A 16,751-nucleotide genomic window follows, 5' to 3' on the forward strand; every position below is an offset into this window, starting at 1 on the left:
CTCGACCGAGGCGGCCGGCCCGACGGCGGTCACGGCTCAGCGCATCAACGCGTTGAGCGTGCCGTAGTCGAGGGCGTCGGCCAGGGCCTCGTACGTGCCGGAGCCGAACGCCTCGTCAGCCGCCCGGCGCGCCACCGCGTACGCGGCCTCCGCCACCGCCGAGCCGAGGCTCACCCGGGCCACCCCGAGCCGGGCCAGCTCGGCCACCGTCGGCGCGCCCGGCCCCGCCAGCACGTTCAGCGGTGCCGGCACCGCCTCGACGAGCGCGCGGATCGTGGCCGGGTCCACCACACCCGGGACGAAGATGCCGTCCGCACCCGCCGCCAGATAGGCCTCCGCCCGCGCCACGGTCTCCTCGACGCCCGCCACGCCCCGCAGGAACGTGTCGATCCGGGCGTTGACGAACAGCGGCACGCCGACCTCGTCCGCCGTCGCCCGGACCGCCGCGATCCGCGCGCACTGGTCCGCCACGTCGCGCAGCGGCGCACCGTCGTCGTGCCGGGCGTCCTCGACGTTCACGCCGACCGCTCCGGCGGCCAGCACCTCCCGTACGGTGACGCCGACCTCCACGGGTGTCACCCCGAACCCCGACTCGATGTCGGCGGTGACCGGCAGTGGGACCGCGGCGGCAACCCGGCGCACCAGCCCGACGGCCGCGTCACGCCCCAGGGAGTCACCGTCCGGCGCGCCCAGGCTCCAGGCGACGCCGGCGCTGGTGGTGGCCACCGCGCGGGCGCCGGCCGACGCGACGATCCGGGCGCTCGCGGCGTCCCAGGCATTGACGAGTACCAGCGGCGACCCGGGGGTGTGCAGGGAACGGAGGAGCTCAGCTCGGGTGAGGATGTCAGTCACCCGGCAAGTCTCGGACGTCCCCGCCCGGAGCAGTATTGTTTCAGTCCCAGCTGAATCCACCGGGGGTGCCGTGGTCGCGATCGGCCTGTCGGCGGGTGGCGTCGCCCGCATCCGCTTCGCGGTCTCCTGCCTCTGGGAGGTGGTCGCGAGCCTCCGCGTGCTGCGCGACCCCGGTGACCACGCGGTCCACCTGCCCTGGGTGCGCCGGGTCCGCCCCCGGCTGACCGAGGCGCGGCTCGTCGGCCCCGACGCCGGGCTGCTCTGGCAGCTCGTGCCGGCCCCGCCCGGCTACCTCGCCGACTTCCTCACCCCGCCCCCCGCCGGCCTCCACGCCGACCTGGACACCGAGCTGGCCGCCCTGCGGGACACCCCCGCCGGCACCGTCCGCGCGCACCTCGACCTCTATCCGGGTGCGCGCACCCCGGCACTCGCCGCCCTGCACGCCGACCCGGTGACCGGGCTGCGGCGGCTGGCCGAGGAGATCTGGGCGTACTGGCGGATCGCCCTGGCCCCCGACTGGCCCCGGCTGCGACTGCTGCTCGACGCCGACGTCTCCGCCCGCGCCCGCCGACTGGCCGAGGACGGCGCCGGTGCGCTCCTCAACGACCTGCACCAGCAGGTCCGGTGGGAGGACGACACCCTGCTCATCGCGCAGCGGCACTGCCTCGCCCCGGACGTCCCGGAACGCCCCGGACTGGTGCTCGTCCCCTCGGTGTTCGTGTGGCCGTCGGTGCTCAGCGTCTCCGCCGGTGACCCGCCGCAGCTCGCGTACCCGGCGCGCGGCCTCGCCACGCTCTGGGAACGCCCGCCCGGCGTTCCGGACGCCCTCGCGGCGGTCGTCGGCCGTGGACGGGCCCGGCTCCTCGCCGAGCTGGCCGTGCCGGCGAGCACCAGCGAGCTGGCCCGGCGCACCGGCATGTCACCCGGCGGGGTGTCCCAGCACCTCACCGCCCTGCGGGCAGCCGGCCTGGTGGTGACCCACCGGCGGGGCCGGATGCTGCTGAGCGCACGCACCGACCTGGCGGACGCGCTGCTCTCCGCGGCGGCCTGAGCAGGGCAGCGGTCTGAGCAGCGCGAACTCGACCGGTCAGAACTCCAGCACCAGCCGGCCCCGGACCCCGCCGGCCTCCAGCAGCCGGTGTGCCCGGGCCGCCTGCTCGGCCGGGAACCGGTCGGCGACGCGGGGTGTCAGGACGCCCTCCTCGGCGAGCCCCCGGAGCAGGTCGAGCTTGTCGCGACGTCCGTCGTAGGCGTGCACGAACACCGGCACCAGCGTCACGCCACGACGGGCCGCGCCCGCCAGCTCCGCCGGGCCGGCTCCGCGCAGCACCGCCACGGCACCGCCGTCGCGGACCGCCGGCAGCAGCTCGGCACCGACCAACGCCGCGTCGACACCGACGTCGGCGCCGTCGGGCGCGAGCGCGCGGAAGCGGTCGGCGACGCCCGGGCCACGGTGCACCACCGCGTCCGCGCCGAGCGCGGTGACCAGCTCGCGGTCTCGTGGCGCGGCGTCGGCCAGCACCCGGTGTCCGGCCGCCACGGCCAGCTGGACGGCGTACCCGCCGACCGCACCGGCCGCGCCCGTGACGACGACCGTGGCACCCGGCGGCAGTGGCCCCAACTGGTCCAGGGCGTGCAGGGCGGTGAGGCCGTTCATGGGCAGGGTCGCGGCCTCGGCGTGGGACACACCGACCGGCGCCGGCACCACCCACGACGCGGGGAGGACGACCCACTCGGCGTACCCGCCGCCGTCGGGTCGGGTGGGGTTGACCATGGCCATCACGGAGTCACCGACCGCGAGGCCGGCACCGGCGCCGGGCCCCGATCTCGTCGACGGTGCCGGCGACGTCCAAGCCGGGGATGAGGGGCCGGGCGCCGTGCCGCCGTACCGCCGACGCCCCGGCGCGGATCAGGGTGTCCGCCGGGTTGACCGCCGCCGCGCGGACGCGGACGCGCACCTCGCCCGGTCCCGCGTGCGGCGTCGGCACGTCGACGAGCCGAAGGACCTCGGGGCCGCCGTACCGGAGCAGTCCCACCGCTCTCACTCGAATCTCCTCGGGGTGCGGGTGGCCGGTACCCGGTCCTCCCCGGTGGCGGTGCCGCTCACGCCGGCGTCTGGGTCGTGCCGGTGGCGGACGCCCGCTCGACCGCGGCGATGAGCTGGTGCCGGCGCAGGGCGTGCGCGAAGTCGGGCGCGTTGCGGGTGCCGTCGGCCAGATCGCGCGCGAATTCACCGTAGAGCCGTGCGACGCCGGCGGCCGGGGTGCCGGCCAACTCGGCCGGCACATCCGCCCGGTAGGACTCGGGGACCTCGATGGGCGCGACCGTTCGGTCCGAGCCCCGGCCACCCGCCAGGGTCAGGTTACTGACCTGCATGTTGCCCGACTCGGCGCGCACCACGAGGTCGCCCTCGGTGCCGTTGATCTCCCAACGGAAGTTGCCGGCGCGGGACGCACCGCCCCGGTAGAAGACCGAGGCGGCGGCTCCTCCGGCCAGGGTCCCGATCAGCGCGACCTGGTCCGCCACGGTCACCGGGACGGTGCTGCCGTCCTCCGTGACCGTCGCCCGCCGCCGCCCGTTGACCAGGTTCGCCGTCACCGACTCGAATTCACCGAGGACGACGTGCAACGGATCCACGGCGTGCAGGGTCGGGGAGGTGAGCGGCGTGGCGCCGTTCGCCTCGTCCAGCCAGTACGCCTGGCCGTGGTGGGCCACCTCGCCGCCCCAGACCATGCCGGAGCCCACCATGGTGGTACCCAGCACCCGGCCGACGTACCCGTCCCGGACCAGATCACGGGCCAGTCGCACCTCGGGCGCGTACCGACCCTGGAGTCCGACGACCGTGCGGACGCCGGCCTTCGCGGCGTGGTCGGCGAGCCGCTGCGCCTCGGCCAGACCGTTGCCCAGCGGCCACTCGCTGTAGACCATCTTGCCCGCGTCCAGCGCCGCGGTGATCAGGGCGAGGTGCTCGCTGACCTTGACCGAGACGACGACGAGGTCGACGCCGGGGTGCGCGATGAGGTCCCGGTGGTCGTGGAAGCCGGGGACCCCGTATCGGGCGGCGGCGGCCTGGGCCGAATGTGGCCGGGAGGTACTGACCGCGCGCAGTTCGAACGCGGGCGAGGCGGCGAGCGCCGGGATGTGGCCGACGGAGGCCCATCCCGAGGTGCTGCCGCCGATGATGCCGACTCCGATGGGTTCCATGACGAGCTCCTCTGGGAGATATATCTGGAGCGTTTGCTCCACTATTCGGGCAGGGGTTGAGGGCGGACACGGTCCGCGACGTTCAGTCCAGGCAGCTCAGCGCGACCTCGGCGGACCGCATCAGCGCGGCCCGGTCCGGGTTGATCGCGCCCATCACCCGCAGGCCCTGGAGGCTGGTGACCAGGAAGCCGGCCAGGTCGCCCGGGCTGCGGTCGGCCGGGATCTCGCCGCGCAGCTGACCTTCGGCGAGCACGTCGAACAGGGCGTGCTCCAGTGATCGGGTGGTCGCCCGAAGGCGGTCGGCGACGCGCCGGTCGTGGTGGGCCCGCTCCATCGACGCCCCCACGATGAGGCAGGCGAAGCGCCGGCCGTCCCGGACGATGTCGTCCACGGCGCCGACGAACACCTCGCGGATCAGGTCACGGGCGTCATTGCCGGAGCGGAGGATCTCGACCAGGGGCGCGGCATAGCGCTGCCGGTAGAGGTCGAGCGCCGCGAGGTAGAGGCCGTCCTTGCTCCCGAAGGCCGCGTAGATGGAACCACTGCCCAGGCCGGTGGCCTGGGCCAGGTCGCGCATCGAGGCACCCTCGTAGCCCTTGTGCCGGAAGACCTCCAGCGCCGCGGCCACGGCGGCGTCGGTGTCGAACTCGCGGGTTCGTGCCATGCACCCACGCTAGCCTGGTTATGGAACGAATGACAAAGTATCGCCCGTCACCCCCGGGCGGACCCGTCAGACCTGGCGGATCGCCTCGCCGGCGATCTCGATCCGCACGTTCTTGCCGACCAGCACCCCACCGCCCTCCAGGGCGACGTTCCAGAGCAGGCCGTAGTCCTCGCGCTCGATCTCCGCGCTGGCGGTGAACCCGAAGATGTCCTGGCCGTACGGGTCGCGTCGGGCGCCGCCGAACTCCACCTGGAGATCGACCGACCGGGTGACGTCCTTGATCGTCAGCTCGCCGTGGACCACGAACCGGCCCGAGGAGCGCAACGCCGCCGACGGCAGGTCGCCCCCGCCCCGGCGACCCAGCCGGTTGCCGCTGCGCAGCCGGGCCCAGTAGAAGATCGAGTCGGTGTCGCTCTGCATGGTGATGCCCGTGCTGCGGTATTCCAGCGTCGGGTAGCGCTCCACGTCGAGGAAGTCCGCGCTCTTCAGGTGCACGTCCCGGTCGTCGTGCCCGGTGACCAGACTCGCCGTCCCGATCGTGGCCGTCACCGAGGAGCGCAGCGGATCCTCCGCCACGATGACCTTGGCCTCGGCCTCGGTGAACTCACCCCGGACCGGGCTCACCATCATGTGCCGACCCAGGAAACCGATCCGTTTGTGTGCCTGGTCGAGCACATACGTACCGGCGACCGGAATGGTCATGCCTTCCCACGTACGCGTGGCGGGCCCCGTCATGGTCGTGCGCCTTTCCCTCCGTGAAAAGGGCGCGCCGTTTTCGCCGCCGTCGCCGCAATCACCGCGGACACCCCCTCCGCTCAGGATAGGACCTCTGCTGATCATGTCCGAAAGGCGCCGAAACGCCGACGACCGGCCGTCGAAGACGACCGCCGACCACGCCCCGGACCGGCCCGGACGGGGTCGGGGCCGGGCGATGTCCATGTCAGCAAAGGGATTCCGGCGTTGCCGCGGGAGGACCGAGGTCGGCCGGCTTCGATGCCGCCCGTGCGTCCATCCACTGGGATGCCGAGTGGCGTGTGAACAATCTCACCGGCTGCCGCCCGCCGTGGAATTGATGGGTTCCGACCTATCCGTCGAGAACGACGTTCACCATGCCGAAGAATTGCGGCGCACCGGCACGGTGGTCGCCGCTCACCAGAGCGGAGGAATGGCGACGCCAACCGGAAGAATTGCGCGGCGAATCGCGGTCGGCGGGTCAGCCGTCGCGCCTCCCGTCCGGGTCGGCCACCGGGACAGCGACCGCCCGGGCGTTGACGGCACGCGAGGGCGCTGGCCTGGTCAGGGCGGAGTACGAGGCGCACGCCACGAGCAGCCCGACGCCCCAGAGCGTGTAGCCGCCCAGCTCCATCAGCAGCCGGGGGAACGGACCGCGGATGTCGCCACGGATCCAGGCGCTCAGGCCGACGATGCCGAAGTACGCGGTCAGACTCGCGCCGATGAACAGGCCGGGGCCGAGCACCGACCATCGCGGCACCGCCCGCCCCCGCAGCGGACCCGTCCCGGCCGGCCACAGACGGCCCCAGCGGTGCACCAGCGCCAGCGGCAGCAGCGTGCCGGCCAGACTCATCAGTCCGAGGAAGACGGCCAGGGCGGTCGTGGAGGTTCCGTTGTCCCGGCTCGCGGCGGACGGCCACGTGCCCGCTGTCGCCTCCTCCAGCCATACGACCATCCGAGCCAGGTAGCCGGCCACGGCCAGGTACGCACCGCCCCGGGCCCAGCCGGGCGAACTCCGGCTCCGGTCCGCCGGTGGCCCGCCGCGCACCGGCCCGCGCGGCGCCGCCGCCGCACGTCGTTCCCGGGCCGCGAGGACCAGGCAGAAGACCCCACCGGCGGCGCCGCCGCCGCTGACCAGAAGCCGTACCACCGTCTCGGTGGTGACGTCCTCGAACAGGACCGACGCCACCATGACCGGGAAGAGGAAGGAGTAGACGCACATCGCGACACCGGCGGCGGCGGTGAGGACCGCGATGGCGTATCGCGCCGTGCTGTCGAGCTGACGGCGGGCGCCCGCCGCGACGGCCCCGCACCCCGCGAACGCCGCCACCCCGATGACCATCGGCAGCCATCCACTCGGGAAGTACGAATCCGCCAGCGAGCGGGGCGTGCCGGCGGCGGCCCACCAGAGGTGCACGAGGGCGTAGATCGCCTGCCACACCGATGCGCCGACCGCGAGCCTGTTCCTCGATGGACTGTGCACACCGTCAGGATCGGCGGGTCCCGCGTCGTCCGGATCCCCACATCGGGGGAGGTCTCCGGTGGCGAGGGCACGGGCGGGCGCGACACCTCGGTCCAGGGTGGACGGAGAGTGACGCCGGTCACAGCACGTCACATCCCACCTGGCTACGCCGACCTACCAGGGAGCCTCCCACCTTCCCCCACTCGAAGGAATCTTCATGTTCGCTGCTTATGTCACCGTCACCATCGTCGCCGCGGTCTTCACCGGCAGCGCCGCCGTCACCTACCTGATCGGTCACGCCTATCCGAAGGCCCAACTGGACATGAAGCGGCTGCCGCAGTCCTGGGGGCCGGTGTTGGGCCTGGTGCTGGCGGCGGGCTCGGTGGGACTGCTGATCGGGATCGCCGTGCCGGTGCTGGGCATCGTCGCCGCCGCCGGCCTCGTGCTGTACTTCGTCGGCGCGATCGGGGCCCACCTGCGGGTGGGCTCCCGTCAACTGGTCGGGCCGGGCGTGTTCCTCGCCGTCTCCGTGGCGGCCCTGGTCCTGGCGCTGGGAAGGCAGTAGGAGAAGTCGAGCAGTTACAGAAGAACCCGTTACCGGGATCCCGGTAACGGGTTCTTCTGACCTGCGGGTGGTGGGCGATACTGGGTTTGAACCAGTGACCTCTTCCGTGTCAAGGAAGCGCGCTCCCACTGCGCCAATCGCCCGAGTCTGTGGTTGTGCTTGAGGTGGGGACGGGATTTGAACCCGCGTACACGGCTTTGCAGGCCGTTGCCTCGCCTCTCGGCCACCCCACCGAGGTTGCCCCCGTCATGCGTGGCGGCAGCTCCGAGCGGACGACGGGATTCGAACCCGCGACCCTCACCTTGGCAAGGTGATGCGCTACCAGCTGCGCTACGTCCGCGTGCCACCGGTGTTCCCCGGTGACGGATGGAAACTCTAGCCGAGCGGTCGAACGGTTGCCAACTCGGGGTGACCCTCGGCGCGTCCGTCGTCCCGTTCAGCCGATTTCCCAGGGGGGTGGGTCACCACTCGCCGTACGGCTTCCTAGGAGGATGGCCTGGACCACCTCGGCTCGCCTTGAACGCGAAGGGTGCTGGACGCGAGCGACCGACAACTGTCCGGCTTCCGACTGCCATCCGGCCCGACCTGAGCGCTGCGGTAACTGCCCGTGTTCGTCCCGATGGGTTACGGTAACCGTCGTGACAAGACGTGCGGCCGAGATCCGCCTGGATGCCCTGCTGCGCACCGCCTGCGACGTGATCGCCGAGCGCGGGCTCGCCAACACCCGGACCGCCGACGTCGCGCAGGCGGCCGGGGTGAGTCAGGCCCTCGTGTTCTACCACTTCGCCACCAAGGAGCGCCTGCTCGCCCAGGCCTTCGCCTACGCGGTCGAACAGGATCTGGCCAGGCTCGACGCGGTGGTCCGCTCCGGGGCCCCACCGCTGACCAAGCTCCGGAAGATCATCAAGCTCTACCTTCCCGCCGGGCGCACGACCTCCTGGTCCATGTGGATCGACGGCTGGTCGGAGTCGCTGCGCACGCCCGAGATGGAGCGGGTCTCGCGACGGCTGGACCTGCGCTGGCGCGAGGACCTCGCCGAGGTCATCGAGGACGGCGTCCGCGAGGGCACCTTCCAGTGCGCCGACCCGGACGGTGCCGCCTGGCGGATAAGCGCGGTGGTCGACGGCCTGGCGGTGCAGCTGGCGGTGCACGACCGGGTGATCTCCCGGCGGCAGTTCACCGAGTGGGTGCGCCTCGTCATCGCCCGAGAGCTGGGGCTCGACCCGGCCGTGCTCGACTGACCCATCCGGGCGAAGCGCGCAAAAACGCTCATCCCGCACCGGCGGACGGGAACAATCGGCGCATGGACCTGCTGGAGGCGTACCGCCGGAGCCTGGCCGATTTCGTCGACCGGGTGGACCAGGTCGGGCCCGGCCAGTGGTCCGACCCGACCCCCTGTCCCGGCTGGGACGTGCGCACGCTGGTCAACCACGTGGTGAGCGAGGGCCGGTGGAGCGTTCCGCTGCTCGCCGGCCGCACCGTCGAGGAGGTCGGCGACCGCCTCGACGGGGACCAGCTCGGCGCCGACCCGATCGCGGCGGCCCGCGACACCGCCGCGCAGGCCGAGATCGCCGCCAGTCGTCCCGGCGTGCTGGACGCCGACGTGCACCTCTCCAGCGGGGACACCCCGGCGGCCGAATACCTGCACCAGCTCCTCGCCGAACACATCGTCCACGGCTGGGACCTGGCCGTGGCGATCGGCGCCGACCCGCGATTCGACCCGGACGCCGTCCGCGAGTGTGCGCGCTGGTTCGCCGGGCGGGCCGAGGACTACCGGCGTGGCCAGCTGACCAAGCCGGGCGTCGACCTGCCCACGGACACCGACGAGCAGGACCGGCTCATCGCCGCCTTCGGCCGCGACCCGGACTGGGCGCCCACCGACTGACCTCCGACGAGCACCCCGAACCCACACCCGCCCGGACGCGACCCCGTCGCCTCCGGGCGGCCCCCTGCGGGCCGAACCGCGCGTCGCGTACGGCCGGCGCCGACCGCGCGCCCCGGCGCGGCGACGCTCTGGCCTGCCCGATCGCGGCATCCCCGCAGCCGTGGGCCTTGTCCCCGACCGGGCGGGCTGATATCCACAGATGGGCATGCGTCACCGCGCTGCGCGGCCGGCGGAACGCCGGTCATCCCGCTCCCACGAGGAGGTCCTGTGCCACACCCGGAGTGGTCACCCTGGATGAGCCGGCGCCGACGCCGGCTCATCCCCGTCCTGGCGGCGACCGCGGTCGTCGCCGCGCTGCTGCCGACCGGCGCCGGCGTCGCGGCTCCACCCGCCGGCCCGTCCACCGAGCGGCGGTCCGGCCCGTTCGCCGAGGGGCACCAGCACGCCGACGTCGACAACCGGGCCGGCTCGGCGGCGCCGAGCGCCCACCAGCGCGGCCTCGCCCGCCAGGCCGACCCGTCCGTCCGGTGGAACAAGCTGGGCACGCCGCACGCGCTCGGCCCCGGCACGACCCCGCTGGCCACCGGGCTGCCCGCCGACCCGGAGGCCGCGGCCCGCGCCTACCTCACCGCCAACCGCGACCTCTTCGGGCTGGACGCGGCCACGGTGGCCACCCTGGAGCGGCTGCTGGTCCGCCCGATCGGTGACGGCGCCGTGGTCACCCTTCGGCAGCGCTTCGGTGACCTGCCGGCCGGGCACGACGGCCTGGTCACCCTCGCCGTCGCCGACGGCAACGTCCTCTCGGTCAGCTCCTCGCTCTCCCGGGACTCCGCGCCACCCGCGCCGGCCACCCTCACCGCCGAGCAGGCGTACGCGGCGGCGCTCGCCGACGCCGGGCTGGACGCCTCCGGCGTGGCCAGCCACAGTGTCCGGACCGTGGCCGTGCCGACGCCGCTGCAGGGGCCGCGCAGCGCGTACGAGGTGACCCTGATCGGCTCGGACACCGACCATCCGGCGGCGTTCACCACCTACGTCGACGGGATCTCCGGGGAGGTGCTGGTCCGGGAGGACCTGGTCGACTTCGACTCGGACAACCCGAGCTGGGCGGTCTTCCCGGCCACCCCGCCGCGTGACCTCGGGCCGGGGCAGGACCCACGGGTCCGCTGGTGCGCCGACCCCGCACCGGGCTGCGTGGCCGCGTTCCGTGACCCGGCCAGCGGCAACGCGTGGGACGTCGACGTCACCACCGGCGCGCCGACCTTCACCTCCCGCGGCAACTCCGCCAACACCGTGGTCTCCTGGGGCGCCGGCGCGCCGGCCGTACCGGCCACGACCAGCCCGGAGCGCCGCTACGAGTACCCCTTCACCGACCAGTGGCACCAGGCGAAGTGCAACCCCGAGGTGTTCACCTCGGCGCAGCGCAACGACGCCGACGCCGCGATCGCCAACCTCTTCGCCATGCACAACCGGATGCACGACTGGGCCTACCACCTGGGCTTCACAGAGTCGGCCTGGAACCTCCAGGCGGTCAACCTGACGCCGAACGGGCTCGGCAACGACGCCGAGCAGGGCCGCGCCCAGCAGGGCGCGCTGAGCGGCAACCGGAACAACGCCAACCAGGGCACGCCGCGCGACGGCCTGCCGCCGACCACCAACATGTACCTGTGGCAGCCGCAGGCCGGCGGCCCGTACCCGCCGTGCGTGGACGGCGACTACGACATGACGGTGATCGGCCACGAGTACACCCACGCGATCAGCAACCGGATGATCGCCGGTCCGGACAGCGGCATCGGCGGCCACCAGGGCGGGTCGATGGGTGAGTCGTGGAGCGACCTGCTCGCCGCCGAGTACCTGTACCAGCACGGTCTGCGCCCGCCGGGCGAGACGCCGTTCATCACCGGCGGATACGTCACCGGCAACCTGGTCAGCGGCATCCGCAACCACGACTTCAGCCGCAGCCCGCTGAACTACTCGGACGTCGGCTACAACACCGGCGGGCCGGCGGTGCACGCCGACGGCGAGATCTGGAGCGCCACCAACTTCCGGGTGCGTTCCGCGCTGGTCAAGCGCTACGGCCTCGGCACGCCGCAGCGGCAGTTGGAGTGCGCGCAGGGCAAGGTGGCGGCCGACAAGTGCCCGGGCAACCGGCGCTGGTCCCAGCTCGTCTTCGACTCGTTCCTGCTCCAGGCGGCCAGCCAGGTGAGCATGCTCGACATGCGCGACAACATGCTCACCGCCGACCTGCTGCGCTTCGGGGGCGCGAACCAGGACCTGATCTGGGCCGAGTTCGCCCGCTCCGGGATGGGCCGCGACGCCGCCACCAACGGCGCCGGCGACACCGACCCGACGCCGAGCTTCGCCTCCCCGCAGGGTGGCAACGCGACGTTCACGCTCCGGCCCCGCGGGGACAGCGAGGACGCGCCGATCCGGCTCTACGTCGGGGCGTACGAGGCGCGGGCCACCCCGATCGCGGACACCGACCCGGCGACCCCGCTGCCGGACACGGTGGAGCTGGTGGCCGGCACGTACGACCTGCTGGCCGTGGCGCCCGGCTTCGGGCACCAGCGGCTCGACGTCGTCGCCAAGGCCGGGCACAAGGGCTACGTCGACCTGCGGATGAGCCGCAACCTGGCGTCCACGGCGTCCGGCGCCACGATCAGTGGCGACGGCGTCAACCTGGACCGGATCGCCGACGACACCGAGGCCACCAACTGGGCCTCGCTGGACGGGGTGGCCGGCAAGCAGGTCACCGTGGCGCTGGCCGGCGACGCGCCGCAGGTGGTGAAGCGGGTGAACGTGAGCGGCATGCTCCGCCCGGCGATCACCGGCGATGCCGACCCGGGCAGCCAGAACGCGCTCAGCGCGCTGCGGTCGTTCGCGGTGCTGGCCTGCAACGCGAAGACCACCGACTGCGCCAACCCGGCGCACTGGCAGCGCATCTACACCAGCGCGGACGACGCCTTCCCGGGCGGCGCCTACCGGGCCTACACCCGGGACATCAACCTCCGGGAGTTCCGGGTGCCGACCACCCTCGCCACCCACCTGCGGCTGGAGGTGCTGGACAGCCAGTGCACGGGCGGTCCGGCGTACGCCGGTGAGCAGGACGACGACCCGGCGACCACGACCGACTGCGCCACCGCCAGCCCGGCCCGTACGCAGGTCCGGATCGCGGAGTTCCAGGCGTTCTCGAAGTGAACGCGGTCGGGGCCGGCGCCACCCCGCGCCGGCCCCGACCCTCCTCACCACCGACGCCCCCGGCCGGGCCGCCGGGGGCGTCGGTCACCAGCGGGCCGATCGCCGGCGGTCGCGTCGGGCCGGCGTCTCCCAGCCCGCCCCGACCGGCGGCACCTCACCGCCCGGGGCCGGGTCGGTGGCGCGGGTCAGGTGTCGCATCCGCAGCAACAGGCCCACGCCGAGGAAGACGAGTAGCCCGCCCATCAGGAATCCGGCCTGCACCACCCCGAAGCCACCCGCGGCCGACACCGGCCGGCCCGCACCGGCCACCGGCACCCCGGCGGCCGGTTCGTCGAAGGTCGCGTCCGGTCCCGGAGGCGTGACCTCCTCCTCGACGCTCGCCGGCTCCGTGGGCTGCGGCCGCGTCGGCGTCGGCCGGGGTGCCGGTCCGGTCGCGGGCGCCTCCGCGCCGACCACGGCCCGCGTCGCCGTCTGGCGAGCGAGCAGCCGCAGTCCCGCGTCGTACGCCTCGGCGGCGAGGGTGACCCGGCCGGTGCCGATGTTCTCCGCGAACGCCAGCCGGTAGCGGGCCGTCACGGTGCGGTTCGGGCAGAGCGCACCCGGGTCGAGCTGCCGGTCGGTCAGTCGGGCGACGTCACCGGAGGTGCGGATGTCCAGCGGGAACGACCCGGTCTCCTCCACCCGGTCCAGCCGCACCTGGTCCAGCCGGATGCCCTCCACCGTCACCACGAGCGACCAGCGGACCTTCACGCAGCCGCCCCGGTCGGTCCGGGAGACCACGGCCGAGACCGTCCGGACCTGGTCGCCGCCGGTGAAGCGCTCGGGAAGGCCGCTCAACTGGGTGGCGAAGGCCGCCTGCGCCCGCCCCGCCAGGGCGAGTTCCACGCCGGTCAGGCAGACCACCACCGCCGCCAGCCGCAGCGCGTACCGCCACACGATCACCACCACCTCACCTCTTCGCGTCCCTTCCGAACGCTAGGAGCGGGCGGGGGGCCGGACCAGACGGGTGTGTTCGCACCGAGCGCCAAGCGCGGGGGTGCATTTCACGTACGGTGGTGAACCGGTGACCGAGGTGTCACCCGGCGCTCGTCGACGACCTCGACCGTCCCGCGAGCGGGGCCGCAGCGGTCAGGGAGAATCGCCGGGTGTCCGAACTCTCCACCGCCTTCGTCCGGCTGCACGCCCGCCTCGCCCCGGTCGCGTTCGTTCCCGAGGTGCTGCTGCACCAGGCGGACGAGCCGATCGGGCTGTGGGAGCTGACCGAGGGCGAGTTCCGCAGCGACCGGCCGCCACCGTTCTGGGCCTTCGCCTGGGCGGGCGGCCAGGGTCTCGCCCGTTACGTGACCGACCATCCCGAGCTGGTCGCCGGCCGCCGGGTGCTCGACCTCGCGTCCGGCTCCGGCCTGGTCGCCATCGCCGCCGCCCGCGCGGGCGCGGCCACCGTCCGCGCCGTCGAGGTCGACGAGTTGGCGGTCGCGGCCGTGGCCCTCAACGCCGAGGCCAACGACGTACGCGTGTCCGCCGAGTACGGCGACATCCTCGACGGCGACGCCGGGGACGCGGAGGTGGTGCTGGCCGGGGACGTGTTCTACAGCGAGGCGATGGCGAAGCGGATGCTGCGGTTCCTGCTGCGCGCCGCCCGGGCGGGCGGGAGCGTGCTGGTGGGCGACCCCGGCCGGGCGTTCCTGCCCCGGGACCGCTTCGACGAGTTGGCCGTCTACGAGGTGCCGGTGCCCCCGGCGCTGGAGAGCGTACGGGTGAAGCGCACCACGGTCTGGCAGCTGCGGGCCGGGCTGCCCAAGAGCGCCGACTAGCGTGTCGCCGTGCTGTTCCGCAGCTGGGCGCAGGTCGCCGACGACAGGTGGCCGGACGTGGCCCGGGTGGCGGACCACGTCGGCGTGGAGCACCTCGTGGTCACCCGGCACGCGCTGGTGCGCCAGGTGCTCACCGACGCGGTCACCTTCCGGCCGGACAACGCGCTCGACGCGGTGACGCCGATGCCGGTGACGGCGCTGCGGATGCTCGCCGGGCACCGCTTCCGGTTGCCGCCGACGCTGGCGAACAACTCCGGCGCGAGTCACCCGGCGATCCGGACGGTCGTCGCGGACGCGCTGCACCCCACCAAGGTGGCCGCGCAGCGCCCCTGGCTCACCGCCCTCGTCCGCGGCCGGGTCGCCCGGCTGGCCGCCGCCCTCGACGCCGGTGAGCCGGTCGACCTGTACGCGGAGCTCGCCGCCGACCTGCCGCTGCTGGTGCTGGCCCGGCTGGTCGACCTGCCGGACGCCCCGGTCGGCGCGGTGAAGGAGTTCGCGCGGGCGGCGTTGGAGCTGTTCTGGGCACCGCTGGACGCCGACCGTCAGCTCGCGCTCGCCGCCGAGGTGGGCCGGTTTCACCGCGTGCTGCGCGACTTCGCGGCCACCGGCGACGGGCTCGCCGCCCGGCTGCGCGCGGCCGGGCAGCCGCCGGACGTGGTGGTCGGCGCGCTGTTCTTCCTGCTGGTGGCGGGGCAGGAGACCACCTCGCAGTTCCTCACCCTGCTGCTGCACCGGCTGGCCGGCGAGCACGCGGTGCGGGCCGGGCTGCGTGCGGGTGAGATCGCGGCGGCCGACGTCGTGGAGGAGGGGCTGCGGCTGGAGCCGCCGATCGTCACGTGGCGCCGGGTCGCGGCCGTCGACACCACGCTGGGCGGGACGCCGGTGCCGGCGGGCACCAGCATCGTGCTGTGGCTGGCGCGCGCCGGCCGCGACCCGGCGACCGTGGACGCCCCCGACGACTTCCGCCCGGGCCAACGCGGCTCGCGCCGGCACCTGGCCTTCGGGGCGGGCGCGCACCGCTGCGTCGGGGACGTGCTGGCCCGCATGGAGGCCGCGGTCGTCGTCGACGAGGCCGCGCCGTTGCTGGACGGGGTGACCGTGGTCCGGGAGCCGTGGTGCCCGGACAACCTCACCTTCCGCATGCCCGACGCCTTCGTCGTCCGCCGCGCCGGGCGGCCGGATCCGGCAGCACCGCGGTTCACCACCGCCCGCGTTCCGCACTGATCCGGCGAGGCCCGGCCGGTCCTCAGCCGCCCGTCGCCGCACGCTCGTGCTCACCCTCGGATCCTTCGGAGCTGATGTCGTAGACGATTCAGCGACCGGCGGCGTCACGCGCCGGCACGGGCAGTGACCGACCGACGGGGCGGGCGGGGCGCCGGCGCCGGCAGCGGGCACGGCACGGCACGGCACCGCACGGGCTGACAGGATCCTCACCTTCGCCCGATAGGTTTCCGGGCGTGCCCTCAACCCCTCGCCGCGCCCGGGCCGCGGTGCCGCTGCTGGCCCTCCTGGCGCTGACCGCGTGCGCGACCCACGGCGCCCGGGTCACCGCCCACGCCGCGCAGCAGCCCAGCCCGTCCGCCTCGCCGTCGGCCCCCGCGACCGCGACCGCGACACCCGCCGGCACGCCGTCCCGCTCGGGGACGCCCGCGCCCAAGAGTCTGGACTGGTACCTGGCCCAGGTGCCGACGTTTCCCGAGGCGCCGCCGCCGCAGCCGGTGCCGCCCGGGCCGGCCGGCAGCGCGCCGTTCCGGTTCCGGGTGCCCACCGAGCAGAAGGTCGCCTTCATCACCATCGACGACGGCGGGCTCGCCCGGCCGCCCGCCGTGATCGACTTCATCCGGGAGGCGCGCATCCCGGTCACGCTGTTCCTGAACTCGCCCGCCGCCACCGCGCACACCGACTACTTCCGCCAGATCGAGGCGGCCGGCGGGGTCATCGAGAACCACACGATCAGCCACACCTCGCTGTCGGGCCGGTCGTACGCGTTCCAGAAGCACGAGATCTGCGGCTCGGCCGACAAGCTGGAGCAGCTGTTCGGCAAGCGACCGACGCTGTTCCGCCCACCGTTCGGCAACCGGGACGCGACCACCCTGCGGGCCGCGTACGACTGCGGCATGAAGGCGGTCTTCCACTGGAGCGAGACCGTCAACGAGGGGATCGTGCGCTACCAGACGCCGGAGAAGGTGGTGAAGCCCGGTGACGTGCTGCTCATGCACTTCCGGCCGGCGCTGATGGACGACCTCCTCGCGGCGCTGAAGGCGATCCACCGGGCCGGGCTCACACCGGCCCTGCTGGAAGACTACGTACCGTGACCGGGCCGTCGCCCGGCTGACCAAAGTCAGGTGCCGGTCGTGCCCTTCGGGCACGGTGGACGA

16 protein-coding genes and 3 tRNA genes are annotated in these 16,751 nt (G+C 73.9%); 8 read left to right on the plus strand and 11 right to left on the minus strand.

The window, feature by feature from the left end; all coding sequences use genetic code 11:
- Positions 1 to 36 precede the first annotated feature (36 nt).
- Entirely contained in the window at positions 37 to 852 is an 816-nt protein-coding gene (locus tag GA0070620_RS12805) for an isocitrate lyase/PEP mutase family protein (protein WP_231922357.1), read from the minus strand.
- Between the two features lie 70 nt (positions 853 to 922).
- Here GA0070620_RS12805 and GA0070620_RS12810 point away from each other — a divergent pair, with 70 nt between their 5' ends.
- Positions 923 to 1,903 (plus strand): ArsR/SmtB family transcription factor, encoded by a 981-nt coding sequence (locus GA0070620_RS12810; RefSeq protein WP_091590450.1) that lies wholly within the window; start codon positions 923 to 925, stop codon positions 1,901 to 1,903.
- 36 nt (positions 1,904 to 1,939) lie between these two features.
- Here GA0070620_RS12810 and GA0070620_RS12815 read toward each other — a convergent pair whose 3' ends face one another.
- The 6 genes from GA0070620_RS12815 to GA0070620_RS12835 form a co-directional block, all read right to left on the minus strand.
- Complete coding sequence (locus GA0070620_RS12815; RefSeq protein ID WP_197677587.1) at positions 1,940 to 2,632, minus strand: zinc-binding dehydrogenase; 693 nt, start codon at positions 2,630 to 2,632, stop codon at positions 1,940 to 1,942.
- 7 nt (positions 2,633 to 2,639) lie between these two features.
- Entirely contained in the window at positions 2,640 to 2,897 is a 258-nt protein-coding gene (locus GA0070620_RS33215) for an alcohol dehydrogenase catalytic domain-containing protein (RefSeq protein ID WP_197677588.1), read from the minus strand.
- 58 nt (positions 2,898 to 2,955) lie between these two features.
- Entirely contained in the window at positions 2,956 to 4,056 is a 1,101-nt protein-coding gene (locus GA0070620_RS12820) for a Gfo/Idh/MocA family protein (protein ID WP_091590453.1), read from the minus strand.
- A gap of 82 nt (positions 4,057 to 4,138) precedes the next feature.
- Entirely contained in the window at positions 4,139 to 4,720 is a 582-nt protein-coding gene (locus GA0070620_RS12825) for a TetR/AcrR family transcriptional regulator (protein ID WP_091590456.1), read from the minus strand.
- A 66-nt stretch (positions 4,721 to 4,786) separates the two neighbouring features.
- Positions 4,787 to 5,422 carry a YceI family protein gene (locus tag GA0070620_RS12830; protein WP_231922358.1) on the minus strand — a complete coding sequence of 212 codons (636 nt, stop codon included), beginning with the start codon at positions 5,420 to 5,422 and terminating at the stop codon, positions 4,787 to 4,789.
- Between the two features lie 511 nt (positions 5,423 to 5,933).
- Positions 5,934 to 6,935: a hypothetical protein gene (locus tag GA0070620_RS12835; RefSeq protein ID WP_157741607.1), complete on the minus strand. Its 1,002-nt coding sequence runs from the start codon at positions 6,933 to 6,935 to the stop codon at positions 5,934 to 5,936.
- 196 nt (positions 6,936 to 7,131) lie between these two features.
- On the opposite strand from GA0070620_RS12835, the gene GA0070620_RS12840 reads away from it, so the two are divergent.
- On the plus strand, positions 7,132 to 7,479 hold the full coding sequence (locus GA0070620_RS12840; protein ID WP_091590463.1) for a DoxX family protein: 348 nt from the start codon (positions 7,132 to 7,134) through the stop codon (positions 7,477 to 7,479).
- Between the two features lie 68 nt (positions 7,480 to 7,547).
- Here GA0070620_RS12840 and GA0070620_RS12845 read toward each other — a convergent pair.
- The 3 genes from GA0070620_RS12845 to GA0070620_RS12855 form a co-directional block, all read right to left on the minus strand.
- Positions 7,548 to 7,622: transfer RNA gene (locus GA0070620_RS12845), tRNA-Val, on the minus strand.
- Between the two features lie 19 nt (positions 7,623 to 7,641).
- Positions 7,642 to 7,712, minus strand: a tRNA-Cys gene (locus GA0070620_RS12850).
- A gap of 34 nt (positions 7,713 to 7,746) precedes the next feature.
- Positions 7,747 to 7,819: transfer RNA gene (locus GA0070620_RS12855), tRNA-Gly, on the minus strand.
- Positions 7,820 to 8,117: 298 nt separating this feature from the next.
- Between GA0070620_RS12855 and GA0070620_RS12860 the strand changes: the two genes are divergently transcribed.
- From GA0070620_RS12860 to GA0070620_RS12870, 3 genes are all read left to right on the plus strand, one after another.
- Positions 8,118 to 8,720 (plus strand): TetR/AcrR family transcriptional regulator, encoded by a 603-nt coding sequence (locus GA0070620_RS12860; protein ID WP_091590466.1) that lies wholly within the window; start codon positions 8,118 to 8,120, stop codon positions 8,718 to 8,720.
- Positions 8,721 to 8,782: 62 nt separating this feature from the next.
- Positions 8,783 to 9,364 carry a TIGR03086 family metal-binding protein gene (locus GA0070620_RS12865; protein ID WP_091590469.1) on the plus strand — a complete coding sequence of 194 codons (582 nt, stop codon included), beginning with the start codon at positions 8,783 to 8,785 and terminating at the stop codon, positions 9,362 to 9,364.
- Between the two features lie 267 nt (positions 9,365 to 9,631).
- Positions 9,632 to 12,559 carry a M36 family metallopeptidase gene (locus GA0070620_RS12870; RefSeq protein WP_197677589.1) on the plus strand — a complete coding sequence of 976 codons (2,928 nt, stop codon included), beginning with the start codon at positions 9,632 to 9,634 and terminating at the stop codon, positions 12,557 to 12,559.
- Between the two features lie 84 nt (positions 12,560 to 12,643).
- On the opposite strand, the gene GA0070620_RS12875 is transcribed toward GA0070620_RS12870, so the two are convergent.
- On the minus strand, positions 12,644 to 13,504 hold the full coding sequence (locus GA0070620_RS12875) for a hypothetical protein (protein WP_231922359.1): 861 nt from the start codon (positions 13,502 to 13,504) through the stop codon (positions 12,644 to 12,646).
- Between the two features lie 200 nt (positions 13,505 to 13,704).
- On the opposite strand from GA0070620_RS12875, the gene GA0070620_RS12880 reads away from it, so the two are divergent.
- The 3 genes from GA0070620_RS12880 to GA0070620_RS12890 all read left to right on the plus strand — a co-directional run bounded on the left by GA0070620_RS12880 (position 13,705) and on the right by GA0070620_RS12890 (position 16,688).
- Positions 13,705 to 14,373, plus strand: a complete 669-nt coding sequence (locus tag GA0070620_RS12880; RefSeq protein ID WP_091590474.1) for a class I SAM-dependent methyltransferase — start codon at positions 13,705 to 13,707, stop codon at positions 14,371 to 14,373.
- A gap of 9 nt (positions 14,374 to 14,382) precedes the next feature.
- Positions 14,383 to 15,597: a cytochrome P450 gene (locus GA0070620_RS12885; protein WP_091590477.1), complete on the plus strand. Its 1,215-nt coding sequence runs from the start codon at positions 14,383 to 14,385 to the stop codon at positions 15,595 to 15,597.
- Positions 15,598 to 15,830: 233 nt separating this feature from the next.
- Complete coding sequence (locus GA0070620_RS12890) at positions 15,831 to 16,688, plus strand: polysaccharide deacetylase family protein (protein ID WP_231922360.1); 858 nt, start codon at positions 15,831 to 15,833, stop codon at positions 16,686 to 16,688.
- Positions 16,689 to 16,751 lie beyond the last annotated feature (63 nt).

The sequence above is a fragment of the Micromonospora krabiensis genome (genome assembly GCF_900091425.1).
Taxonomy (GTDB): Bacteria; Actinomycetota; Actinomycetes; order Mycobacteriales; family Micromonosporaceae; genus Micromonospora; species Micromonospora krabiensis.